General features: G+C 48.5%; 21 protein-coding genes and 1 pseudogene. 18 read left to right on the forward strand and 4 right to left on the reverse strand.

Annotation, left to right across the window (positions count from 1 at the left end; all coding sequences use genetic code 11):
* Nucleotides 1-27 precede the first annotated feature (27 nt).
* From TSUB_RS10875 to TSUB_RS10930, 13 genes and pseudogenes are all read left to right on the forward strand, one after another.
* Entirely contained in the window at nt 28-1,377 is a 1,350-nt protein-coding gene (locus TSUB_RS10875) for an O-antigen ligase family protein (protein WP_087025913.1), read from the forward strand.
* Complete coding sequence (locus TSUB_RS25195) at nt 1,340-2,035, forward strand: acyltransferase (RefSeq protein WP_281422910.1); 696 nt, start codon at nt 1,340-1,342, stop codon at nt 2,033-2,035. The genes TSUB_RS10875 and TSUB_RS25195 overlap by 38 nt, the downstream gene beginning before the upstream one ends.
* Nucleotides 2,036-2,038: 3 nt before the next feature.
* Nucleotides 2,039-3,205, forward strand: a complete 1,167-nt coding sequence (locus TSUB_RS10885) for a glycosyltransferase (RefSeq protein WP_087025907.1) — start codon at nt 2,039-2,041, stop codon at nt 3,203-3,205.
* Nucleotides 3,206-3,258: 53 nt separating this feature from the next.
* A complete protein-coding gene (locus tag TSUB_RS10890; protein WP_087025904.1) occupies nt 3,259-3,594 on the forward strand; it encodes a hypothetical protein in 336 nt (111 codons plus the stop codon).
* A gap of 2 nt (nt 3,595-3,596) precedes the next feature.
* The gene (locus tag TSUB_RS10895; RefSeq protein WP_246616354.1) at nt 3,597-5,045 is read left to right on the forward strand and encodes a GumC family protein; all 1,449 of its coding nucleotides are present in this window, start codon (nt 3,597-3,599) and stop codon (nt 5,043-5,045) included.
* Complete coding sequence (locus TSUB_RS10900) at nt 5,042-6,121, forward strand: glycosyltransferase (RefSeq protein WP_087025902.1); 1,080 nt, start codon at nt 5,042-5,044, stop codon at nt 6,119-6,121. Before TSUB_RS10895 ends, TSUB_RS10900 begins: the two co-directional genes overlap by 4 nt.
* A 78-nt stretch (nt 6,122-6,199) precedes the next feature.
* Nucleotides 6,200-6,925, forward strand: a pseudogene (locus TSUB_RS25245) (glycosyltransferase); the annotation flags it as partial.
* 408 nt (nt 6,926-7,333) lie between these two features.
* The gene (locus TSUB_RS25250; RefSeq protein WP_343231777.1) at nt 7,334-8,011 is read left to right on the forward strand and encodes a sugar transferase; all 678 of its coding nucleotides are present in this window, start codon (nt 7,334-7,336) and stop codon (nt 8,009-8,011) included.
* 82 nt (nt 8,012-8,093) lie between these two features.
* Nucleotides 8,094-8,396: an STAS domain-containing protein gene (locus TSUB_RS10910; RefSeq protein ID WP_087025896.1), complete on the forward strand. Its 303-nt coding sequence runs from the start codon at nt 8,094-8,096 to the stop codon at nt 8,394-8,396.
* Nucleotide 8,397: 1 nt separating this feature from the next.
* Complete coding sequence (locus TSUB_RS10915; protein ID WP_087025893.1) at nt 8,398-9,165, forward strand: OmpA family protein; 768 nt, start codon at nt 8,398-8,400, stop codon at nt 9,163-9,165.
* 9 nt (nt 9,166-9,174) lie between these two features.
* A complete protein-coding gene (locus tag TSUB_RS10920; protein WP_087025890.1) occupies nt 9,175-11,259 on the forward strand; it encodes an SLBB domain-containing protein in 2,085 nt (694 codons plus the stop codon).
* Nucleotides 11,256-11,954, forward strand: coding sequence for a P-loop NTPase family protein (locus tag TSUB_RS10925; RefSeq protein WP_087025887.1), 699 nt, complete (start codon nt 11,256-11,258; stop codon nt 11,952-11,954). The genes TSUB_RS10920 and TSUB_RS10925 overlap by 4 nt, the downstream gene beginning before the upstream one ends.
* Entirely contained in the window at nt 11,951-13,441 is a 1,491-nt protein-coding gene (locus tag TSUB_RS10930; RefSeq protein WP_087025883.1) for a response regulator, read from the forward strand. The genes TSUB_RS10925 and TSUB_RS10930 overlap by 4 nt, the downstream gene beginning before the upstream one ends.
* 48 nt (nt 13,442-13,489) lie before the next feature.
* Here the strand turns inward: TSUB_RS10930 and TSUB_RS10935 are convergent, their stop codons facing one another.
* A complete protein-coding gene (locus tag TSUB_RS10935) occupies nt 13,490-14,491 on the reverse strand; it encodes a glycosyltransferase family 4 protein (RefSeq protein WP_087025880.1) in 1,002 nt (333 codons plus the stop codon).
* A 344-nt stretch (nt 14,492-14,835) separates the two neighbouring features.
* On the opposite strand from TSUB_RS10935, the gene TSUB_RS10940 reads away from it, so the two are divergent.
* Nucleotides 14,836-15,369, forward strand: a complete 534-nt coding sequence (locus tag TSUB_RS10940) for a heme NO-binding domain-containing protein (RefSeq protein WP_087025878.1) — start codon at nt 14,836-14,838, stop codon at nt 15,367-15,369.
* Nucleotides 15,370-15,372: 3 nt separating this feature from the next.
* On the forward strand, nt 15,373-17,091 hold the full coding sequence (locus TSUB_RS10945; protein ID WP_087025875.1) for an ATP-binding protein: 1,719 nt from the start codon (nt 15,373-15,375) through the stop codon (nt 17,089-17,091).
* A 22-nt stretch (nt 17,092-17,113) separates the two neighbouring features.
* Here TSUB_RS10945 and TSUB_RS10950 read toward each other — a convergent pair whose 3' ends face one another.
* Both TSUB_RS10950 and TSUB_RS10955 read right to left on the reverse strand, forming a co-directional pair.
* Entirely contained in the window at nt 17,114-19,789 is a 2,676-nt protein-coding gene (locus TSUB_RS10950; protein ID WP_087025873.1) for a hybrid sensor histidine kinase/response regulator, read from the reverse strand.
* Nucleotides 19,790-19,825: 36 nt separating this feature from the next.
* Nucleotides 19,826-20,656, reverse strand: a complete 831-nt coding sequence (locus TSUB_RS10955; protein WP_087025871.1) for a phosphate/phosphite/phosphonate ABC transporter substrate-binding protein — start codon at nt 20,654-20,656, stop codon at nt 19,826-19,828.
* A gap of 321 nt (nt 20,657-20,977) precedes the next feature.
* Between TSUB_RS10955 and argS the strand changes: the two genes are divergently transcribed.
* Nucleotides 20,978-22,708, forward strand: coding sequence for an arginine--tRNA ligase (argS, locus tag TSUB_RS10960; RefSeq protein ID WP_087025869.1), 1,731 nt, complete (start codon nt 20,978-20,980; stop codon nt 22,706-22,708).
* A gap of 118 nt (nt 22,709-22,826) precedes the next feature.
* A complete protein-coding gene (locus TSUB_RS10965) occupies nt 22,827-23,846 on the forward strand; it encodes a GGDEF domain-containing protein (protein WP_087025867.1) in 1,020 nt (339 codons plus the stop codon).
* 102 nt (nt 23,847-23,948) lie between these two features.
* Here TSUB_RS10965 and TSUB_RS10970 read toward each other — a convergent pair whose 3' ends face one another.
* On the reverse strand, nt 23,949-24,554 hold the full coding sequence (locus tag TSUB_RS10970; protein ID WP_087025864.1) for a DUF924 family protein: 606 nt from the start codon (nt 24,552-24,554) through the stop codon (nt 23,949-23,951).
* 124 nt (nt 24,555-24,678) lie between these two features.
* Here TSUB_RS10970 and TSUB_RS10975 point away from each other — a divergent pair, with 124 nt between their 5' ends.
* Nucleotides 24,679-25,110 carry an HIT domain-containing protein gene (locus TSUB_RS10975; protein WP_087025861.1) on the forward strand — a complete coding sequence of 144 codons (432 nt, stop codon included), beginning with the start codon at nt 24,679-24,681 and terminating at the stop codon, nt 25,108-25,110.
* The last annotated feature ends 59 nt before the right edge of the window (nt 25,111-25,169 follow it).

The following is a 25,169-nucleotide window of genomic DNA, read 5'->3' on the forward strand; positions in this document are numbered from 1 at the left end:
ACTCTAATCATTGTCCCGGAGAGCCGCATGAGTGATACACAACGCCATTGTATTGCTGCCATGATCGCTATTTTGGTCGTCAGCCTTGGTATGTATTTACAAGGTATCTTGGCGCTCGCGCTCTGCTTCTTATTTGTGTTACCCGTGATTATCCGCAACGCATATTTTGTTTGCGTGTGGTTTATCTTCTTCTCTTACTTTCGTCTTCACGAAGCCATTCCGGTTCTCATGGCCTTCAAGATCCCTCAGTTGCTCGCCCTCGCCAGTTTGGCTGGGTTAGGATGGCAGCTTTGGATGATGCGTGGCCAGCTTGTCTGGCACCAAGTCCACACCATGCTTTGCGTTTTCTCTTTTTGGGTTCTGATATCCTGCTTTATGGCAACCAACAAGGGACTTGCCTTCGGGAGTTTCAATAGCACCTACATCAAGATTGTCATCATGGTTTTTGCCATCAGTTGGCTACCGACGAACCTGAATCAATTGCGTCAGTTCCCCTTCTGGTTACTGCTTTGCGGCATTCTCATTGCGGCCATCGCCCTCGATAACAAGGCGAATGGTATTGGACTGGTTGAAGGAACACGCGTCACTATCGGACGTAACATAGGTTCCATGTTGGGCGACCCCAACGACCTAGCCCTTGTTTTGCAGTTCCCCGTCTCCTTCGCCCTTGCATATTGCTTTTCAGGTAGCAAATTCCGTCGCGTTTTGTCAGCCATTTGCTTTGTTATCCTCGTCTTGGGGGTACTTGCAACCCAAAGTCGCGGCGGGTTGCTAGGCATTGCCGCTGGGGTGTTCACCATGACCCTCATTCGTAGCAAGAACCTCCTCCTCCCCGGCATTATGGGCGTCATGAGCTTGGGGGTACTAGTGGTTGCCGCTGGTATCAGCGATCGTAGCTCTGGGGGTGCCGCAGAAGAAGGGGTCGATGCATCGGCGATGGGGCGTGTCTATGCATGGGTCGCCGCTTTTCGTATGGCGGTATCCAATCCCTTTACCGGGGTGGGACTCAACAACTTCTACGTCAATTACTATTTCTACTCCCCTCACTGGGATGGCAAGAATCATGCGGTGCACAGTACTTGGTTCCAAATACTCGGTGAAACAGGTTTCGCAGGGTTGGCACTATTTGTGCTGTTACTTGTTAGCGCATTAAGAGTTAGTCATCAATTGTTGAAACGCCTTAAAGGCCACGACTTACAACCTTTTTCTGAAGGACTTTGGCTCGGCACTATCTCTTTTTGCGTTGGCGGCACTTTCCTTACTCAGGGCTTTACTTGGCCGCTCTATATTTTGATTGGTTTGTTAATGGCACTCGATCGCCTCACAGGAGAAGATGAACATGTTAGTCGCCACACTCAAAAGACACCTGTCCCCTGAGCAGTTCATGCAGCTGAAGCGCTGCCATCAGCAAATTCGCGCCCAAGCGATCCCAGTTATTCCTGGCTTGCACACCTTTCTCTATCATTGCCACCGTTCAATCGTTAGCGTCTTCCAGTCTATTGCACAAAAAGCCTACTACACGCCGATGTTTCTCAGTCAAGTGAACAACAAACCCCGCCATCTTTATCTTTACTCTGGGATGCCGTTTATTTCAGGAAACGTGCAGATTGAAGTGGGTGACCACTGCCGGATTTCAGGAGCGACAACGTTTAGTGGCCGCAATAGCTCCCAACAACCGACACTTGTCATTGGTAACAACGTCGACATCAATTGGCAAACGACCATTGCGGTTGGGCGTAAGGTCATATTAGAAGACAACGTTCGCTTAGCGGGGTCAATCTTCCTTGCAGGCTATCCCGGCCACCCTATTGACCCAGCCCGCCGTGCCAATGGCGACGCCGATGATGATAATCAAATCGGCGATATTCACCTCAAAAAGAATGTTTGGGTTGGCACGGGCAGTACCATTTTAAAAGGTGTCACTATCGGCGAGAACAGTATTGTCTCCGCGGGAAGCGTAGTGACCAAATCCATGCCTGCCAACGTATTGATCGGTGGGAACCCAGCAAAAGTGATCAAAACGTTGGAGTATTAACACATGACTGAACTCATCGTATTTGCTGAAGATTGGGGACGTCACCCGTCTAGCAGCCAACACATCATCAATACACTCCAAAGCCAATTTGCCGTGCAATGGGTTAACTCCATTGGATTACGTCAACCCAGCTTTAACCAACGGGATTTACTGCGCGTAGCAGAGAAAATGCAGCAACGCTTTCGCGGTGATGCAAGACAAAAAGCGACCCGAGATCCCGTCGCGCCATTTCCTGTCATCCGGCCTGCCGTTTGGCCGCTGGCGGAAAACGCCATACTTAAATGGTGCAATACCACCTCACTAAAACAGCAGCTTCCTCCCAAAACGGGCACACGCATCGTGTGGGCAGCTTTGCCGAGTGCCGTTGACTATCTCGACATGCTAGAGGCCGAACTTGTCATTTACTATGTGGGGGATGACTTTAGCGGTCTTGCTGGAGTCGACCATCAGCGCGTCGCGCAGCTAGAGAAAAAAATGGTCGCGCGTGCTGACATCATTCTTTGTGCCAGTCCGGCCTTGGCAATGCGTTTTCCCAACCACAAAACCCATCTCGTCAGTCATGGTGTCGATTTTTCTCTGTTCGCTACCCCTCAAGCAAACCCGTATCCCGCCTCTAGCAGCCGTCATAAGATCGGCTTTTATGGCAGCCTCAACCATTGGTTAGACCAAACTTTACTCTATCAACTGGCCACTCAGCGTCCTGAGGTCGATTTTTATCTTATTGGCCGCCATGACTGTGATATCAGCTTAATTGAGCCATGCCCAAACGTGCATTTTAAGCCTGCCGTTCCCCACCATCAACTCGCACGGTATGTACAACACTGGGATGCGGCCATACTACCGTTTGTCGATAACGAGCAAATCCGCGCCTGTAATCCGTTAAAACTACGAGAATATCTCGCCGCAGGCTGCCCAGTCATCAGCAGTGATTTCCCTGCCGCTCACCAATACCCTTGCCATGTCTCAATCGCAAAATCGGTTGCTGAATGGTGTGAAGCCATCGACGCGTTTTGCCAACTCAATAATCAACACCGTTTGCAATATAAGAAAACGGCGCAAATGCAGATGCGAACTGAAAGTTGGGAGCGAAGAGGACAGCAAGTTTTATCCCTAATAAACAAAGCGTTAAATGTAAATCAAACAGCATTGCCTAACTTCTGTACCAATTAGGCATCAAACTTGCCAGTTGCCTATTACACTTAACGGTATGCAGGAGGTAACTGATGAAAATTATAGGATTATCAATAATTTTGGTGCTACTGGTTGGGTGTGGAATGACGCCGCAACAATCATCAGCCGTTGTGGAGCTGTATTATGCAGAAGAACAGGTCACGCTCACCGCGAAACAAAAGGCCTCGTTGAGTGAGCTGTTCCAGCACGCCAAAGCCTGTGTTGCCGATGTCGCCCCGGCGACCAATGAGACACCGTTTCAGGCGTTAATCACCAGCCAACAACGATTAAAAGCCATTCGCAGTTTGGCGCAGCAGCACAACACCGAACTTATTGAGCATTACCAACCGCAACAAACCGCAGATACTGTCATCCTAAGAGGGCTTTGATCATGTTGCGGCAGCGGTTTTTTACTCAGATTTACCCGGTACTTCAAGCACTTTGGAAGTACCGTTATCTGATCTTGATGCCGATACTCTTGCTGCCCTTTATCGCGGTTTTTATCAACAGCTTAAAGCCGAAGAACTACTACTCACACACCACGATTTTGGTTCAAGAGACCGCGCTCATGAACCCCTTTCTCGAAGATCTCTCTATCTCTTTCAATCTAGAAGAGCGGATGGAAGCACTGCGCGTCATGATTCACAGTCGCTACATACTTAATGAGGTCATTGAAACCTTGGCACTAGCACCGCCCGACTCACCCAATGCTCAGTCTTACATGCGCAGCAAGTTATCTGGCAATTTAAAGCTGACATTGGCGGGTTCTGATCTCATCAAAATAGGGCTCAGTTGGGATAAGCCTGATCAGATGGCCCCGATTCTCAACGCAGTATCCACCCAGTTCTTGGAACGTCTTCAAGCACCAGGAAAAACCTCTGTTGCCAGCTCTGAAGAGTTTCTCGAAGTACAACTTCGAGACACGCAGCGAGAGCTCGAACTCGCAGAAGAGACACTGGCTGATTTTAAGCGTGACAACATCGATAACCTACCGCAGATACAAGGCACACAAACGCAGAATGTCGCGCAACTCGAAGGACAACTTCGAGAAACAGAGCTGACATTGATGCAAGCGGAAACCGAAAAAGAAGCGTTGAAAAGCCGTTTAATCAAGTCGAATCCCATTATGGCGCTGCTAGAGGAAGAGCTCATTAAGGCGGAGGCAAAACTGACGATTTTACGTGCGCGCTACACGGATAATCATTCAGAGGTCAAAGCGGTACTACGCCGTGTTAATACGTTGCGTCACGAGTCTCAACGCTTGATTGATAAACAGCAAAACCTCACAGAAGAAGAGCTGAATCAACTCTGGACGGTCGCCACCAACGTCAGTGAAGATGAAGGTGCGATTAGTCGCCCTCTACTGATTAGCCAATTAGAGCAATACCAGCAAGCAGAAAGTCAAATCGAAGCGCTGCAACAAAAACGCACCATCTTAGAAGAGCAAATCATTCGCCTCACTGAAAAACGGTCTGCCTCCGCTGAATTAGAGAAAGAACTTAAGTCGTTAGAACGCAACTTTGACGTAAAAGAGAAAATTTACAACCGTTTACTTGAACGGTATGAAATGGCACAAGTCACAGGCCAACTAGGCCGATTCGAAGAGCAAGACAAGCTCAAGATCATTGATACCCCTTATACGCCGTCGCTACCCACCAACTGGCCATGGTGGGTCAGTTTTATTCTTGGCACCATCGGCGGCGTAGGGCTTGGTCTTTCCTTGGCGACGTTTATGGTACTGATCGATACCCGCGTTTACTCTTCCGTACAGGTCTCCCGCGTGGCTAACGTGCCCACCTTAGGCCGCGTTCCCGCCTTTAATCGAGGATGGCAATCATGACGCAATCCCCTGTGATTATCCAAGTGGTGCAACACCTTCGTCCCGGTGGCATTGAAGTGTTATGCCTCAACATGTTGCGACATACCCAGTATCCAATGCATATCATTTCGCTTGAAGGCAACATGCAAGACAGCATTACAAACTGGCCACTACTCAACGATTTCAAAGATCAGTTGCATTTTCTCAACAAACCTCAAGGATTCAGCTGGTCCACAGTTACCGCACTGAAAAGTAAGCTAAAACAACTCAGCGCGTCAGCGGTGCAAACACACCATATTGGGCCACTGCTCTATGTCAGACTCGCTAGTTGGGGCTCCTCACGTCGCCATGTCCATACCGAGCATGACGCATGGCATTTAGAAGATCGTAAACAACGCTGGCTCACGAAGCTCATGTTGTCTTCAAAAACCACCTTAGTCGCAGATGCCACCAGCGTCGCTGATGAAATATCGCGCTTATTGGGAGGCCATTCTCCAAAAGTCATTCTCAACGGTATCGATACCCACTATTTTACGCCGGGAGATGCAGCGGCGGCACGAACAGCATTAAGCCTCCCCGAAGCAGGTTTCTTAATTGGTTGCGCCGGAAGACTTGTCCAAGAGAAGTCGCTCGAAACCGTGATTAACATCCTCGGCCAGTTATCTGAAAACGTCACCATCGTCGTGGCGGGCGAAGGTGAAATGCGCAGCCGTTGGCAAGACCTCGCGATGCGGTTAGGGGTCAGTGATAAGATCATTTGGCTAGGTCATACCCAAAATATGCGCGCTTTTTATCAAGCCATCGATCTGTTTTGTATGCCCTCACAGCGAGAAGGTTTACCTCTCGCTCTGCTTGAGGCGCAAGCTTGCGGTAAAAGTGTGATAGCGACGCGAGTTGGAGGCATTCCGGATTTGATCAACCCCCTCACTGGCCACCTGTTTGAGGCCGGAGACAGTGAAGCATTACTGCACCTTTTAAACCAAAGCATCGCCATCGATCACCCAGAACAACATAACAACAACCATGAATTCGTGGTCAACGCGGCCGATGTACGCAGCATGGTCCATCAATATGAACAGTTAGCCTGTGCTAAATAGGAGGCCATCATGATTTGGGGACTTTTTATATTTTTCGCGCTATTGATCGTTTACCACCATGCCATCTACCTGCCTGTCATGGTGAGACTCGGACAAATCAATGCAAAGCGCCCTGTCCCTTCCCCAAATGCAAACAGTGACGCGACTGCCGACTTATCGTCGCCCCCAAACGTGCCTGAAGCCAATCATGGCGTCGATATCACTGCGGATGCTGAAAACAGTCAAAAGACTGCATGGCCTGATGTCGCCATTGTGATGTGCGCCTATAACGAAAGCGAGTACATCGATGCCAAGCTATCCAATATCCTTAGCCTTGATTATCCGGAAGGCCGCCTGCATTTGTACATTGCTTGCGACGGTTGCACCGATGATACCGCGGATAAGATCCGCCTTTGGATACCCAAACTCAAACTCGCGCAGATCACCCTGACTCTGCTTGATGAACCAAGCAACTTAGGCAAACTACGCCGCCTCAATCAAGTCATGGCTCTCGCTCAACAAGCTTATCCATTCGCGGCTTTGACTGACGTTTCAGCACTGATTTCCATCGATGCTTTAAAACAAGGGATTGCCGCTTTCCAATACCCCTCGATTGGCGCGATCACCAGTCAATATCTCCTTGCGAATCCAGAGCAAGGCGAAGAGCAATATTGGTCATGGCAAAATAAAATTCGTCAGTCAGAGTCTTCCCTAGGTAATGTGATGGGTGGCAGTGGTGCCTTCTACATGATGCGCACTGCACTGTTTAAACCTCTGCCCACCGACACCATCAATGATGACTTCATGTTACCCATGTCCATTATTGAACAAGGCTATCAAGTCCAGCTCAATCAAAACATAAACAGCGTTGAAATCGCCCCCACCAGCGGTGAACAAGATCAGAAACGACGCGAGCGCATTGGGGCAGGAAACCTGCAACAGTTAATCCGTTGCCGGTTTCTGCTGCGCCCTAAACTGTTTACCAGTGCCTGGGTGTTTGCGTCCGGTAAAGGATTACGCACCTTAATGCCCTTCATTTTGATCTTATTTGCGATCACCTCATTGCTGCTTGCTTTGCAAGGCTCGCCTATCGCGACCACTGCCGTTCTGTTACAAATCCTCGGTTATGGCCTAGCACTTGCGCCAGAATGGGGATATGACAACCGTTACTTAAATAAAATGAATTACCTTTTTCGAGGTTATACTTCATCACTCACTGGCATGCTCAGTTACATGCGAGGTGAGTTTCATGACGGCTGGAAGAAAGAACAAAAACTCGAGCAGTACCAAAGTGGTGTTACGCTCACCCTTAAGCGCCTATTTGATCTTGTCCTAAGTAGTATTGGGCTGTTGATCACTCTCCCCATCTGGCCTTTCATCGCCTTCGCAATCAAGTTAGAGACCCCTGGGCCTATCTTTTTCCGTCAGCTACGCGTTGGACAAATTCACAACGACCATGTTGAGCTTTTTCACATGATCAAGTTCCGCTCCATGGGGCAGTATGCTGAAAAAGAAACAGGGGCTGTCTGGGCCGCAAAGAATGATGCAAGGGTGACCAAAGTCGGTCACTTTTTACGAAAAACTCGCCTCGATGAGTTACCGCAGTTTATCAATGTCATTAAAGGGGACATGTCACTTATAGGGCCAAGGCCAGAAAGACCCGAGTTCTGCGGCAATTTGCAAAATGCGTTGCCCTATTATGCAGAGCGCACTGCAGGATTGAAACCGGGGATAACAGGATTGGCACAAGTCAACGCGGGATATGACACAAGCCTAGACGATGTGAAAAATAAACTGCTCTATGACCACGCGTACTCCGCGGCATTAAGCTCGCCTTTTCAATGGCTTAATATGGATTTACGCATCATATTCAAAACCATTTACATCATGATTGCAGGCCGCGGCCAGTGATTGGCACGGTTATTGTTTGTCCTTAAGCATAGTTAGCCGTATCGATAAATTAAGGCACACACTTTCAACAGGAGAGCCCACTATGGACAAGGTCAATGACATTGCACTAACCCTTCAGCATGAATTTGATGCGCACGCGGCAAAAGAGTTGGAATCAACACTCGAAGAGCTCAGTCAAACAGAGCGCCAAGATATCATTATTGATCTCACGGAAGTGAGCTTTATCGACTCTTGCGGCATAGGCGCGATCGTTTTTCTCTATAAGCGCTTGAAAAGTCGTGGCCGTTCATTACGCCTGCTCAATGTGAATGGTCAACCTCGTCAACTTCTCAACATGCTACGTATCGATAAAGTCATCCCTTTGATTAGCAGTGCGGAGATTTAATATGAAATCATCGGCCCTACTTTTTCCGCTCCTTGCCATCTGTGGCTGCTCATCTTGGGATAGCAGCCAATACCCAAAGTTAAATCATTATGATGTCGAGATGATTCATCAAGTCGAGCATTTGGCACTTGAGATTGACATTCTGGCCAACCGAGGAGCCAGAGTGTGTTTACCGGGGCAGCTCGAAGTCCTTAACCGTCTCTATTTAAAGGCAAAGCAAGAAGCAGAGTCTGGGTTTGATAAAGATGTGATGCACACCTTAATTGACGCCAATGAACAGATACACTTAATGACGCATCAACTAAGCTGGTTAGAAGATCATACGCAATGCATTTCGCAAGCGACGTTGGCGCAGGAACGACATCAACTGCTCTTGTATCTGGCGATCGATAATCAGTTTGCGCTAGACCAAACCGCGCTACTACCAGATTATCGCGAAGCATTAACGCATAGTGCAGCTATTCTCAAACGCCACCCAAGTTGGTTTGTCACTTTTACTGGGTATACCGATGCCAAAGCATCAGAAAGCTACAACCAAGATTTAGGGCTGGCGAGAGCAATGCGCGTAAAAGAATTTTTAATCAGCCAAGGTGTCTCGCCTCAGCAACTTGCAGCGCGCAGCGGTGGCGAAATCTATGCCTTATCCGACGCAGATCGCACGCAAGCTTTGGCTGAACGTACCGTTGTTGCGGAACTATCTAAGCGGGCAGAAAGCGCCGTGCCTGAACCACATATTCATGCCATTCGGCACTGGCACATGCAGCCCTAGGGAGACTGAATGACAAGACTGCTGCTGGCACTGTTTCTCTTATTTTCTATTTCTATTCACGCTCAGGTGCTTTCACCGGGCGATGTCGTCAACCTACAACTGCCGGGCGAAGAGGCCTTTAATGACCCCTTTGTCGTCAATGACAACGGCCAACTCCTTCTACCCGAAGTGGGTGCAGTCTATGTGGGAGGCATGGCAGAAGAAGAGGCTCAAGCTCTCATCATAGAAAAGCTCGCAACGGTATACCGCAATCTTGATGAGTTTAGTCTTAGCCTGTTAAGTAGTGAAATCCGCGTTAGAGTACTCGGCTATGTCAACGAGCCCGGCGTCGTCACACTCGACCCAGACGCCAATGTACAGATGGCGCTCACGGCCGCTGGCGGGCTTAAGCCAGGTGCGCAGTTAGATAAAATGCAGCTGACCCGCGACGGTAAAGTATCAAGCATCGATTTCAAGCTCTATTTAGACACAGGCGATCTGTCGCTCCTTCCGGAACTCGAAGGCGGTGATACGCTCTTTGTCGCCGCGTCACCGCAGTTGGGTAATGTCGAAATCAACTTTGATGCCGCCTCTCTTGTCGAGGCAGGTGATGCCGACCAACAAGATGGCCTCACCTTGTTTGGTGAATTTAGAAACCCGGGCACCTTTAGTTATAAAGATGACATGACCGTTGTTGATGCGGTGATGCGGGCAGGTGGTGTCACGCGCTATGCCGATGTCACCAAAATCCGCGTCATTACCGATGGTGCCCCTACCCTCTTTGACCTGAAAGCCTATCTCGATTCAGGCGAGAGCAGCACGCTCCCCGCCATCAAACCCGGCAGTATCATTTTCGCCCCTATCGAAGTTGAAGAGATAAGTACCACACAACGCACCGTGTACATCATGGGTGAAGTACAATCGCCCGGCGCCTATGAGAACAGTACGGGCGCGGGCTTTGTCGATGTTTTGGCCAATGCTGGTGGGCCAACACGCTTTGCAGATACGACGCAAATACGGGTTCTCAGGGAAGCGGGGGATAGCTTCTTGATCAACTTGGTACAGTTTTCCCAAGACCCTCGCCGCTACCCGCTGCCTGATTTGCGGCCCGGCGACGTCATTTTTGTGCCTGAAAAGATCGATTTCAATGAAAAGTCGTGGCTCAAAGTGACTGGCGATCGCGCGATTAAAATCATCGGCGCTGTCTATAACCCTGGCCGCTTCGAATGGGAGAAGAGCATGAATTTTCTTGATGTACTGGCCCATGCTGGAGGCCCAAATCAAGAAGCGAACCTCGCTAACATTCGTATTCTTCGTCAAGGAGGAGGCGACAACAACCTCACTCGATTTAATCTTGAAGCCTTCATTAATGAAGGCGGCGACTTTGCCAAGCTACCTGAACTCTACGCTGGGGATACCATTATCGTCGATGAGCTCCCCAAAGATCCCACCGACAACAAAGCTAGCTGGGTTAGGCAGTCAGCCGAAGACTCGATTTATGTGTTTGGTCAAGTCGGGGCGCCAGGGCGCTATGCCTTTAACAGCGAACTTGGCATCCTCGATATACTTGCTGCCGCCGATGGGCCAAATGGCGATGCGAACTTACGCCAAATTCGTATCAGCCACCGTGATCAACCCACGGCGAATGTCAGCAAGTTTGACATGGCACTGTACTTTGAAACCGGGGATGAATCCTTGTTGCCTGCCGTCGTCCCCGGCGATGTTATCTATGTACCGAAGTTAGACGCAGATTGGCTGGATAAACCCGCCGATAAAGTGGTGCGACTAATGGGTGAAGTCAGGGCGCCCGGCCGCTATACCTTTAGCCAAGAGATGTCTCTCCTTGATCTACTGGCTGAAGCTGGCGGACCTACCGAAATTGCCTACATTGAGCGCATTATGATCGTTAACTCCTCGTGCTGCGGGGATGAATCACAAGCATTCAATCTCAGAGACTATGTTAATGATCCTGCGGGACATCCGCTCCCCATGCTCAGAGCCGGCGATACGGTTTACGTCCCCAATAAAGAAGACTCTGCGCCGTCGCAGATTCGCCAAGGGTTGCGAGACGTACTCTCTGTTGTCACCCTGATTGTACTAGGGGCCGCACTATGAAGCCGTGGCTTAGTCAAGAGTTTGACCTCTTGTTCCAACAAATCTATCAGACGGAAGCGAAAGTCATTACCGTCACTGGCGCCAATCGCGAGTGCGGCACCTCAACGGTGTGTCGCTGGTTGGCTGAACGCTTCAGTGGCGAACATGCTAGCGTATTGTTGGTTGATTTTGACCTCAGTGGCAGCGGGCAAGGCTTTGAAAAAATGCGCTGGCAGCTTGAGGGCGAAGGACAAACCGAAGCCTTTATCACCCTCAATGCCTACTTGACGCTGCTTCCTCAACCCGCAGATCCTGCAACCTTAATGCACCTCCGCCAACCTCAACAGCTGAATAAAGCGATGACAAAATGGCGGCAGCAGTTCGACTATGTCCTTTGTGATGCAGGCACGGTAAATGCCAGCAATTGGCGTAATTTACCCGCGGCGGCAATCGGTGCGATCAGCGATGGCACCATCTTGTGTCTCGCGGCCGCCCATACTCACGAGAATGCGCTGCAGCAAAGTATTCAACGTTTAGAGCAAGGTAACGTGCCACTCATTGGCACCGTCATCAATGACCTTCACTATCCTTGCCTAGCGCAAGAAATAACGCGAGTCATTAATCAACGCATTCCTTGGCTACCTGAATCCTTACGATATTGGTTGGTCAACAAAGTGAACAATAGCCCCTTATTACAGGGAGAATATCAGCAATGAAACAGCGCCTTCTTTGGAAAAGTTTCACGCTTTCTTTTGAAATATTGGCGGATATTCGCCAGTACCTCCGCCGTCAAAGCTTGTTGCTCTCTTTACCTTACTCCACCAGCCAGTCGTTGGAACTAGTCACTACGGAATACCTCACCAATCTGCTGCGCCATCAAGACGCCCCAGCATCTGAGGTCACGTTGCAGTTCTTTCGCCAACACCAAGATCTCTGCTTTGAAATTACCGACAATGGACAAGGTTGGGAGGATCTGGCACAGATGCTAGACCAAGCAGCGCTACCTACTGAACTCTCCACGGGCGGAATGGGCCTTGCGCTGATTTCTACGTTGCTGCCAAACAATCACTATCTGCATCAAGCTGGCAGCAATCGCTTTGTTTTTACGTTACCAGAAACGCCTGCACTGCCTAGCCTGTTAATCATTGATGACAGCCCGAGTCAATTGACCTTACTGAGGGAGTATCTGAAAGCAGACTACGAAGTGACCACCTTTAGCAGCGCTAAAGAAGCCTTACATTGGCTCAAGTCTAACCCTTGCGACTTGGTGATCACGGACCTGCACATGCCGCAAATGAACGGCTTTGAGTTTCGTCATTCCGTCGGCCGTCTGCCTAACCATGCGCTATTGCCTTTCATCTTTTTAACCGGCGATGACATGGAGACGACCAGAAACTTGGCCGCAACACAGGCCATTGATGACTATCTAATTAAACCGGTACAAAAGGAGCTGCTGATCAACACGCTCTCACGAGTCCTGTCACGTCATGAGCACCTTGATACCCTTTATGAACAAAAACTGCTATCCGGCTTAGCGCCGCAGTTGGCAAGCAGCCCAGAAGAAGATGCGCCCCCTCGTTGGCAGTTTTGCTATGACAGCTACCCCGAGCTCAGTGGCGATTTTTGCCTCACACAGCACTATCCCGATGGGCGTACACGTCTCGTAATGGGCGATCAAATGGGACATGGCCCCTTAGCCCGCGCCAATGGTGCTGCTTGGCTCGGGTATATTCAAGGCCTACTAACACGTCATGATTGTGATCTGACAACGCTCATTAAACTGATTAACCGCGAACTCTATCGTGCCAGCCATATTCAGCCTCACCTCATTAGCTTGCTTGTCCTTGAAGTGAATAAAGACAACGTCCTAACCGTGATAAACGCGGGTATGCCGCCTTATATCCTCTGTCAAAGCAATACGCCCAAAGCAATGCAAGCGACCATCGGCTTACTCGGCACAGAACCCGAGATTGAGGTTGAAACTGAGTGCTGGCAACTTTCGGCTAACGATAGCGTGCATTGCTTTAGTGATGGTATCAGTGAGTACTCTTCCACACTCACCCACTCTCACTGGCCCCCCTCTTTAACGTCTCGTCATAGCCACATATGGCTACATGCTGACCTTTCTCATCACGATGATCGGAGTCTATTGTCTATCGCTTTTGAACCCAGCCCCATAAGCAAGGTTAACATTAAGCGATAACAGGGCTCTCATAGCGGCTGATAGCCCATCGCATTTGCAGATCTCACCCTAGGCCGGATAGCCATAAAATGCCTGATAGGTGTTCCATAGCGCATCGGAGCTAAAAGACTGCTGAATACGTTTTTGGGCGCGAATCTGATAATCGCGCCAATAGAGCGTATCCCATTGACACATCACATCTAAAATCACTGGCATCATCTGCCAATCAGGTTCAGCAACCAAGAAGCGCTTATCAACCAACTGATGCAAGTTACCCACATCTGTCGATACCACCAGCGTACCATGAGCCATGGCTTCAATCGCCGCCATCGGTAAACCTTCCTGACGGGATGGCATAAGCAACACATCAATGTGTGACCAATAGTCCCGCATCGACTCTACCGCGCCATGGGCTATCAAGTTGTCTTGGTTAGGAATGAGGTAACGTAAGGGGCCATCCCCAAAAATATGCCATTGGCAATGAGGAAACTGACTTGAAAGCGAAATAAATCGGTCCAGTCCCTTTTCTTCACTCAATCTGCCAACAAACGCAAAGCTCAGTGGACGATTGGGTGAATGGAACGCGCGAGAGGGAATACTCTCAGTATCCACAAAATTGTTAACCAACTGGCAGCGCTCGCCAACTTTTTCACGTATGGCTTCGCTAACGGCAATGTTCTCTGACATGAATGCCGTTTTTCGGTTTAACCATTCATAAAACTGGATCTTCTTATCGCCAATTTCACCCGCATGAAAAGTGGTGATCACCTTCACATCAGAAAAATACAGCAGAGTACGCGCCATGATACTGGCCTTATAACCGTGCGCATGGACACAGTCTTCCGAGTTTAGCGATAAGAGCTTTTTCGCCAGTAAAACACTGCTGCCTTGAAAAAAATCATAACTGACATTGGCACGTTGCAGTTGGATATACAAAGGATGGTTGGCGTACTGTTGATAAAACCAAACTTCAACCTGCTTATTGCGATTTTTTAGCATCTCTGCAAGCTGCAATACATGGCTTTCTATCCCACCAAAACCTGATGAATCGAGAAGTAATATTGTTTTCATTGTTGAGCCTTCCACACATCGTCTTTTGAATGACCATGATTAGGCAATTTTCAGTCCAACTTTTTAACCATTGTTAATCAAAAGCTTAGACTTCTAGGTTGGCTAACTACGCTGCACCCGCTCAGTAATCAGTGTCAGTTTGCATTGCGATATTCTCATTTCGGTACGCGTCTCAAGATGGCTAAGCAAACGGTGACAAAAGCACCAGACATTTTCACCAATCCGACCAACAGCAGCTAAACTATAAGCATATGCGTAATTGGCATGATTTTTAATAGAAGTGTTACTAACAACGAATCCCGTTTTAGTAAAAACAACCGCCAGTACAATCGTGAGAGGTCGACATGAAGGGAATGATATTTACCGAGTTTCTTGAGTTAGTTGAAGATAAATTTGGCTTAGCCATCTATGACAAAATGCTAGAAAATGCAGGTGACGAGGGCATATACACCTCAGTCGGCAGTTATGACCACCTTAATCTTGTCAAACTGATTGTGGAGCTGAGCAAACTCACCGATGTTTCGGTTGATACCCTTCAAGAAGTATTCGGAGAAGCCGTTTTCGACACTCTCTATAACAGTATGCCACTTGACGAGATATCGAATACCGACACCTTCTCCTTCTTACAGGCTGTTGAGGCCTATATCCATAAAGAGGTGATTAAACTCTATCCCGATGCCGTACCACCGCGCTTTGAATTTCACCACATAGATTCAAACAAAATGGTCATGGACTACTATTCATCTCGCTGCATGGGCAGCGTCTGCCTCGGCTTAATCCGCGGGTGTGCAAATCACTTCAACGAAACCGTTGACATCAGCATGCTAGCCATTGATGGCAAACAAGATCACATTCAGTTTGAGATTCACAAACGGTGATGTATGGATAGTGATGAAAAGGCGCTCCTGCAACGAAAAATTGCGCGAGAGAAAGCAGCACGTAAAGCCGCGGAGCAGTTACTCGAAGAGAAGAGCCGCGAGCTTTTTGACGCACAAAAGCTGCTTCAACAACATGCCAATCAACTTAAACTGCGCATAGACCAAAGCTCAGCCGTCATCGCGTTACAAGCCCACTTGGAGAGTGCGGTGCTGCGCACCAGTCAAAAGCTACTCGATCAAAATCTTTCTTCACCGATCTTCGCCGATCTCGTGAACAACTTCACATATAGACATGTGATACCCGGTTGCATGCTTGATATCTACGAGACCGATGAACGATTGCTGTCTGGGCAATTTATCTCTGGCCACTTCGATTATGATCCTCGCGATATCATGCAAGGAAAACGTATCGGAAAGCGGTGGATACAGCGCGATGATCATTTCGCTTATACCTTGATTAGTGGGCACCGCCAGTTTGGCGTACTCGCATGCGTGATCAAAGTCGATGGCTTGTTACTCAGTACGGTAAAAAAACAGATTCAAATCCTTGCTGACATGGTGTGTGCGGCGATAAACCGCCAACTCACCCTAAACAATGCTATTCACGATCGAGAGCGCGCCGAAGCGTCTGAGAAATCAACCCGTGACTTTCTCGCGATGATCAATCACGAGCTGCGCTCACCTCTGAATGGCTTGCTTGGCGGTGCAGAGCTCCTCGATGGCACAGAGCTCGATAACGAACAGCAGAAGTTACTTGATACGATTAACTATTCGGGAGAGCTGTTGCGATCCGTCATCAATGACCTGCTTGATTACAGCAAAATGAACGCCAATATGCTGCAGCTGATTAATGCCCCGTTTTCTATAGCAAAATTGAAAGAAAAGCTGTTTGGAATTTTCTACATTCGCGCTTCAGAGCAGCGCATAGACTTTGACATTGAAATACACCCTGCAACCCCAAGCTATTTCTTTGGTGATGAAGACCGGATCAAACAGATCTTTGTCAATTTAATTGGTAACGCGATTAAGTTCACCGAAACAGGCCACGTCAAAGTGCAAATACGTTGGCAAGCGCCCTCTTTGATTTTTGCTGTCGAAGACACCGGAAAAGGCATTAAACAAGAGGATATCGATAAGCTCTTTAAACCCTTCAGCCAAGTGGATAACTCCAGCAATCGAGAATATGAGGGGACTGGGCTGGGTTTAGCGATTTGCGATAAGCTTGCCAAGCAGATGCAGGGCAGCATCAAGGTCAAGAGTGAGCCGGATGTTGGTTCTACCTTTACGGTGGCAATTCAGATTCCCGAGCACCAAGAAACTGTCGAAGACAAAACCCAAATAAATGTCGGATCTCGCCGTCTCAGCCACTTGAATGTGCTGGTTGTCGAAGATTTAAAGACCAACCAAATGATATTCAACCTCATGATGGGAAAACTCGGTATTCAACCCGTTGTTGCTAACAATGGCGAAGAAGCACTAGAGGTTTGCGACGAAGACCAATTCGATCTCATTTTTATGGACAATCGTATGCCTGTCATGGACGGTATCACCGCCACTAAAATTCTGCGCTCAAAGGGATACGATGCCCCCATTGTCGCGTTAACCGCGGGGACAACCCGTACAGAGCGTGATGCCTGTTTTGACGCTGGTGTTGATGACATTCTCAGTAAGCCTTATCAACTCACTGAACTAAAGAACATCATCGAGAAGTGGGCACTGTGATCGCAGACAAGGCGCAAATTGACTAGCGATGGCGATTAATCGCGGTAATGTCTCCTCGTCCCACCGCGGACCAACGATAAATCATCGCGATCAAATCCGCCTTACGAACGGGCTTGGTGAGATAATCGTCCATGCCCGCCGCGAAGCTTTTCTGCTGCTCTTCGACCATAGCATGTGCAGACAACGCAATGATAGGACACCAAGCATAATCCCCCGAGCGTTGGAGCCTTCTGATCGCGGTTGTCAGATCAAAACCATCCATCTTCGGCATCGAGATATCCGTAATCACAATATCCGGCTCATACGCCTGATACTGAATTAACGCGCGTTCACCATTTTCGGCCATAAAAAGATCAACATTGCTACCAGCCAGCATTTTCTCAACTAACAGTCGATTAATGGGGCTATCCTCTGCAACCAACACCCGCAAAGCAGGCAGTTCCTCTACGTCGCTTTTTGATTGCCCCGTTCCCGCTGCCATCACCAGATTGTCAGCAGAGATTTTGTCGACCAACTGGGCGAGTTTCGTCTGGGTTAAAGGCTGATGCAGATAGCTGAGCACTTCGTCTTCTGCAGGGATCTTGAGTCGATAGGGCGAACAAAGCGTGATGGGTAAAGGCTTGTGATTAAAATGTTGATAGAGATTTTCAAGCGCCTCGATTTTATCGCTTTCAATATCACGGCCAACATCTATCAGCACCCAGTCGACGGCAACGTGATTGTCAAACAGCTCGATCATGGCTTGTTCAACACTGTCGACCTGTAATACATCAACATTTAAATCATGCAAAACACGGCAGACGATCTCTTTCTGCGGTTGGTAGTCATCCACGTACAGCACGCGTGCAGCATAGTTTATTGCTGCCACCTTTTCAGGGGTATCGCTTTCATCTCGAGGCAGTTCAATAGAGAAAACAAAGCGTGAGCCTATCCCCTCCCGCGAGGTTACTTTTAGTTGTCCACCAAACAGCGATACCAGCCGATTACAAATAGCTAACCCCAACCCGGTGCCTTGATGCTGCCGCGTTGCCGAGTTATCTACCTGTTCAAACTCGCGCATTATGTGTGGTAGGCGATCAGCTGGAATACCAATGCCACTGTCCTCAACCGCAATCGTAAAACGAGAATGTTGATAAAAATCTTCACAACGCATCGACAGCTTGATATGACCAGACGAAGTGAACTTGACCGCATTACCAATGAGATTCAATAAGATCTGGTTGATACGTCCTTTATCGCCGATAACACGACTATTCAGATGCGATGGAATGTCGACCAAAAGATGCAGCCCTTTTTGCTCTGCATGATAGGCACAAACATCCATGCTATTTTCTAGTACTTCACGTAAATCAAACGGCTCATTAATCAAGGTCAGCTTGCCGGCCTCAATTTTACTGTAATCGAGAATATCATTGATGATATTGACTAAGTTGCCCGCCGATTGATGAATAATATTCAGTTGCTCTTTCTGACCAGTGTCATTGACCTCTTCAAGCATCAACTCACTGATCCCCATGATGGCATTCATTGGCGTGCGAATCTCATGACTCATGTTGGCAAGAAATTCTGATTTTGCTTTGGTTGCCTTTGTTGCTCTATCCAACGCATTCTCAAGCTGCTGTTCCACATAGCGTCGCTCAGTGACTTCACGCTGCACAGCGATAAAACGCTCAACCTCCCCCGTCTCGTCGTCAATGACTGGTGACACATCTAAATCAACCCAATATGGCATCCCCGACTTATCATAATTGAGAATCTCTACCCGCACAGGTCTCGCCGTGCGAATGCCCTCAGACAACTTGGCAATGGTGCGCCTATCGGTCTGGCGGCCTTGCAGTAACTCGCCGGGAGAACGCCCTTTGATGTCCACCAAGGTATAGCCTGTCAATAACTCAAATGCCCGATTCACCCAGGTTGTTTTTCCATTCGCATCCGTAATGACAATGGCATCACGCGCATGCTGAGCCACTTGGGCGAGCACTGTCACTTGCTGATCGAGCTGTACTCGCTTGTCATACTCGTTCGACACATCTGCTTGCGCTTGAGCCAGCGAAAGCGACATTTCGTTAAACGCTCGACATACTCGTGCAACCTCATCATTGCCTTTAACCTCAATTTGCGTCCCGGGCCCGGCGCGCCCTACCTCCTCAACACCTTTTTTCAGTAGTTCTAAACGTTTCATCAAGTAGGTTCCCAACGCAAATGAGAACAACGCCACCAACACCATCTCAATACCAGCTATCGTTAAACTCGATGTAGTGGCATAACGGAGAAGAAGCTGTAAGTTGTCAGAACGAACCCCCAACGCTACGGTGCCGTATTGTTGTCCGTCGACTTCGATCCTATGGCTGACATCATAAACGCCATCACTGGACGCGGTAGGTAAGGTATTGAGCTCGACTTCGCCCAGCGACCCGTGCGTCGCGAGCTCGACGCCATTGCGATCAAAGATGCGAATGTAAGTCAGATTATGCTCGCGAACGACAGACTCAGCAAAGCTGTCGAGGTAGGCAAGATCATAGGAGAGGACAGAGTCGCGAATGGCTTTGGAGAAAATACTGGCGAGTTGCTGACTACTCGAGACGAGTTGCCTTTCATTCGATTCTTTCAGCCAGGTTAATCCGCTAACGATCAACAGCGCTAGCACAAGCGCTTCAATTAAGGCGATGCCTAAGATCGTTTTCAGTCGTAAACTCATCGCCCCTCCTTATCAACCAATGCCAGCAAACCGGGGCTATTTGCTAATACCGAGCGCCAGCACATCGTTCCAATCCTCGTTTTGAGCTGCTTGTAACCCTTGTATGTTCAACATTTCAAACGCAGCCGCGGCATGATGATGCTCATTTAGCAAATCGATCACTTGCACCAACGCCATTCGCATTTCTTCGCTGTGCTTGGGGTGAATAGCAATCGCGTGAGGTGTGTAACTCGCGGTTCTGTGTATCACTTTTAAGCGGCTTTTTAACGTTTCTGGAATACTATTAAAGGTGCGCATAATGCCTCCCCCTGCCGGGAATATCCCCTTTGCCACAGCCAAGTAGACGGAATCGTGAGAGCCCACATAGCGCGGCGTAAACCTAATATCGGATTGACCGAGCTCTGCCTGTGTCAATAACGTCGCCGCAAACGCGCGTGGCGCAGGAAAGGCAATTTGCGCTTGCTGCAGGTCATCAAGAGGGCCTTGCCAATCTCGATGCGCAACGATGATCCCCGTTATTCGTTTGTTTTTCGCATTAGCGACGGCGTGGTACCCCGGCGCTTGGCTAAACAGAGTAAAATGGTAAGGGTTCATGTAGGCTAAATCGTATTCGCCATCGGCGAGTCTTTGTTCGAAGGTAGGAATATCGGGTGCGGTCGCAAATTGCATTTGCAATCCAGTAAGTTCACTCCAGGCGTTTATCAATGGGGTCCACTGCTGGGCAAGCTTCGCTGCTGACTGTTGAGGCACAATACCGAAAGTCAAAACCTGCTCATCCTTTGCTTGCACCGCAAAGGCGAAGCTCCAAGCCACCAACACAGCGACTATCCATGGTCTAGTCAAACGATTTCGACGCTTTGCTATCATGCCTGTCTCCTTATCCGTTCGCCCTGCGGCACGACGACATCGCCCGTGTTGCATTCTGCATCTGTAAACAGCGCTAAACGTAGTTTGATGTTTAAACATCAATTTCAATGCCAAGTTTAGACGTCAATAGTTCGACTGGCTGAAATTTGTTATTCGAGATCACAATTAGCCATAGAAATACCCCGCCTATCTCAGTTATGATTGCGCTAACTTTCTCTTTTTATCTCGATGCCCGCGGCATGAGTGGTTTTTTACCTCTCTGCGATGTCGGGCATTGATGTTGTTACCTGCATAGATGAGCATTGCAGTAAGGAATATCCATTGAATATCCAAGCACTTATAAATGATAAAGTCGCAGCAGCCTTGGTTGCCGCTGGCGCGCCAGAAGGGAGCCCAGCCGCTGTTCGCCAATCGGCGAAACCACAGTTCGGTGACTATCAAGCCAATGGCGTAATGGGCGTAGCGAAAAAGCTAGGGACCAATCCTCGAGAATTTGCGCAAAATGTCTTGGAACATCTGGATCTTGATGGCATTGCTGAAAAGACCGAGATCGCAGGTCCCGGCTTCATCAACATTTTCTTATCAAAGCAATGGCTGGCAGAACAGGCTGAAAACGCCCTAAAAGACCAACGCCTTGGCATCGCCCCAGAGCAACAGCAAACCATTGTTGTCGACTACTCTGCCCCGAACGTAGCCAAAGAGATGCACGTAGGCCACTTGCGTTCCACCATCATTGGTGATGCCGTCGTTCGTACGCTTGAGTTCCTCGGCCATAACGTCGTCCGCGCAAACCATATCGGTGACTGGGGCACGCAATTCGGTATGCTTATCGCTAACCTTGAGCGTGTACAAAAAGCGTCGGGTGAAGTTTCAATGGAGCTTGCTGATCTCGAAGCCTTCTATCGTGAGTCTAAAAAGCTGTATGATGAAGACGAAGCCTTCGCTGAACGTGCGCGTAACTATGTTGTTAAGTTACAAAGTGGCGACGAGTATTGCGCCAAGATGTGGAAGCAACTCGTTGACGTCACCATGGAGCAAAACCAGCGTAACTATGACCGCTTGAACGTTTCACTGACCCGTGACGATGTGATGGGCGAGTCAATGTACAACGCAATGTTGCCTGAAATCGTCGCTGACCTAAAAGCAAAAGGGCTTGCAAAAGAAGATGACGGCGCGCAAGTCGTGTTCTTAGACGAGTACAAAAACAAAGATGGTGAGCCTATGGGCGTTATCATCCAGAAGCGCGATGGTGGTTTCCTTTACACCACAACCGATTTAGCCTGTGCTAAATACCGTTACGAACAGCTTAATGCTGACCGCGTGTTGTACTTCATCGATTCACGTCAACATCAGCATCTCATGCAAGCCTGGACCATCGTCCGTAAAGCAGCGTACGTACCTGAGTCTGTTTCGCTAGAGCACCATGCCTTTGGTATGATGCTAGGTAAAGATGGCCGCCCATTTAAGACCCGTGCAGGTGGTACGGTCCGCCTCGTCGACCTGCTCGATGAAGCGGAAGAGCGCGCCAGTAAGCTAATCGAAGAGAAGAACCCAGACCTTGCTGCCGAAGAAAAACGAACTATCGCCACAACGGTAGCAATGGCGGCTGTGAAGTATGCTGACCTGTCCAAAAACCGTACAACGGATTACGTCTTCGATTGGGACAACATGCTGGCGTTTGAAGGTAACACAGCCCCATACATGCAGTATGCCTATACGCGTGTTGCCTCTATCTTCAAACGTTCAGGTTTAGCAGAGGCGGAGCTTACTGCGCCTATCGTTATTGGTGATGAGAAAGAGCAAACACTGCTTTCTAAACTCCTACAATTCGAAGAAGCGGTGACCACCGTTGCTCGCGAAGGTCATCCGCACGTTATGTGTAGCTACTTGTTCGAATTAGCGGGTAGTTTCTCAAGCTTCTACGAAGCCTGCCCAATCCTTCAAGCAGAAGATGCCACTAAGCAGAGCCGCTTGAAATTGGCACTACTTACTGCAAAAACAATCAAGCAAGGTCTCGACCTATTGGGTATTAACACCCTAGAGCGAATGTAAAATTACTCAGTAACAGACTTTGACTAAGTGTAAAAAGCCCTCTAGTATGAATCAGAGGGCTTTTTTATATCACTGAAAACTATAACGTTTTCAACATAGCTTTGCTGAGAAACCATTGATGGCAAATGAACTTTTTGAAGAATCAACCAAGCTGTTGAAGATCACCGTACCACTTATGATCAAGTATCAGGTGCCGACAACGCCTACCAATTACGCGTTATGGTACACCTATGCATCTCAACAGACGCCTCAACTTAACCAAGCGATCGACAACACGTTGAAGCAAGGGGCACCGATCACACCTACCCAGTGTGACCAACTGTTCGCGCAACACCTTTCCAGCCAGACCGAGCGCAACCTCGATCAAGTCAAACAGAGCTTGGAAGCGATGACCATCGACATGTCACACACCATGACAGATACGCTGTCTGACACTCAGAGCTTCAAAGGCGCAATAAACCGCACTTTTCAACGACTAGCCAAAGCGGAACAGCAGGGGCTGTCACTGGAAGAGACCATGACTTTGGTCCGTGAGCTATTGCAAGAGTCAGGGAATATGGAGCGCAGTACAGAGACATTCGCCTGTCAAATCCAGAATGCTCACCAAGAGATTTCTAAGCTCAAAGAAGCATTAGAAGACTCGCGCAAAGAAGCAAATGAAGACGCACTCACTGGCCTACTCAATCGCCGTGCTTTTGATAATGATGTGGATGCGTATTTTCGTACTGGTAACCAAATTGGTCTGCTACTGCTTGATATTGACCACTTTAAGAAATTCAATGATGAGTTCGGCCATCTGCTCGGAGATCAAGTGCTGCAAGCCGTCGGCCGTCGTCTACAAGAGAACAACCGTGACGGCATTCAAGCCTATCGATATGGTGGTGAAGAGTTTGCCATTATTGTACCAAACAAGACGATTGCATCGTGTCGTCAAATAGCAGAAACGATCCGTAAGCAGATCGATCGCCTAGTACTCAAAGATCGTCGCAGAGGGGCAAAGATCAATTCCATCACCGCCTCATTCGGGGTTGCCGTGCGTGAACCTGGCGACGAAATTCGTACCTTCATCCACCGCGCCGACGAACAGCTTCTTAAGGCTAAGCAACTCGGTCGAAATCGTGTCATGCCACTGAATTAAGACATTTAGTGTATTAACTGAAAAGACCGCCAAAACGGCGGTCATTTATTTTGTTTGTTTAAGAAAACGCTTCATTGTCCACGATATCAATACAACCTTCGCTTATTGACCAAAGCGCTCACCAGTGCCGTTAAGCCAACTCAACTCATCGCGTGTCGACAGTCGCCCACATGCCGCATTTCGGTGTGGAAAGCGACCAAAGTCATTAATCACCGCGTGGTGTCTTCGAGCGTACTGATAAAACCCTTCAAAAAGCTGTTGATTTGCAATCTGTACGCTTTTCCTGAGTTGATCAAATCGAAACAAGCTCTCTTCTTGATCATCAATGTTTTCTGAGTGTTCTAGAGGAAGATAGAAAAAGACCCTTTCAATGGGAGTCAGTTGATCGTCTTGATTGGATGCGAGTCCCTTTTTACACACCGCCAGCGCATAAGCATCATGCCGAAAAGCAGCACCTAAACCGCGGTAAATATTTCGCGAGAACTGATCGAGCAGAATAATCAGTGCCAATGTTCCCCGCGGGTCTTGGCACCAATGGCATAAGTTTCCTAAGCTGGCCTCTCCAATAAGATGCTGAAAGCGCTCACGGATAGTGTCATCGTTCGCGTCACTTCCTTCAAACCACAAGCCATTTCGGTTAGTACGTGTCACCTCCCCGTCTAACTCGCCAAACCAAAAGTCTAGAACGGGTTGATATTCTGATTGCATACATCGCCTCACTTCGGCAGCATAACGTACTAAATAAGATAATTTGGCTCCCAATATTCGCCAACCTGGGTGCCTTGTTTTTCATCAGCCTGTGACATGCACACAGATATAAAGGATTCGTTTCATGAATTTCACGCTTCATAGCCAACTTGACGCCGATACCAGCGTCATCGGTGATTTTCCTCTCTGCCGTGTACTTTTGAGTCGCGAAGCTATCGGACCTTGGCTCATTTTGGTGCCACGCATCAACAACATCACCGAGTTACATCACCTCAGTGAACAAGACCAGCAACAGCTCATTAAAGAGTCTGCGCTGATTGCTGAGTTACTTGAACAAGACTTTCACGCTGAAAAAATCAATATAGGCGCACTCGGCAACCTCGTTCCACAACTTCATTGGCACGTCATTGCACGCTTTAAAACTGACGTTGCATGGCCCAAGCCTATTTGGGGTAATACAGAAAATGTTAAGCGGAATGAACAAAATCAACAGGCGCTGGTAGAAGAACTTCAAGCCACACTCTCTCAGATCGAACAATTTTCAAGCAATCAATAAACCCTCCTCGCTTACAAAAACGGGCAATTTTTAGCCCGTTTTTACATCCATCGTACAAA

It is taken from the genome of Thaumasiovibrio subtropicus, assembly GCF_019703835.1.
Lineage (GTDB): Bacteria > Pseudomonadota > Gammaproteobacteria > Enterobacterales > Vibrionaceae > Thaumasiovibrio > Thaumasiovibrio subtropicus.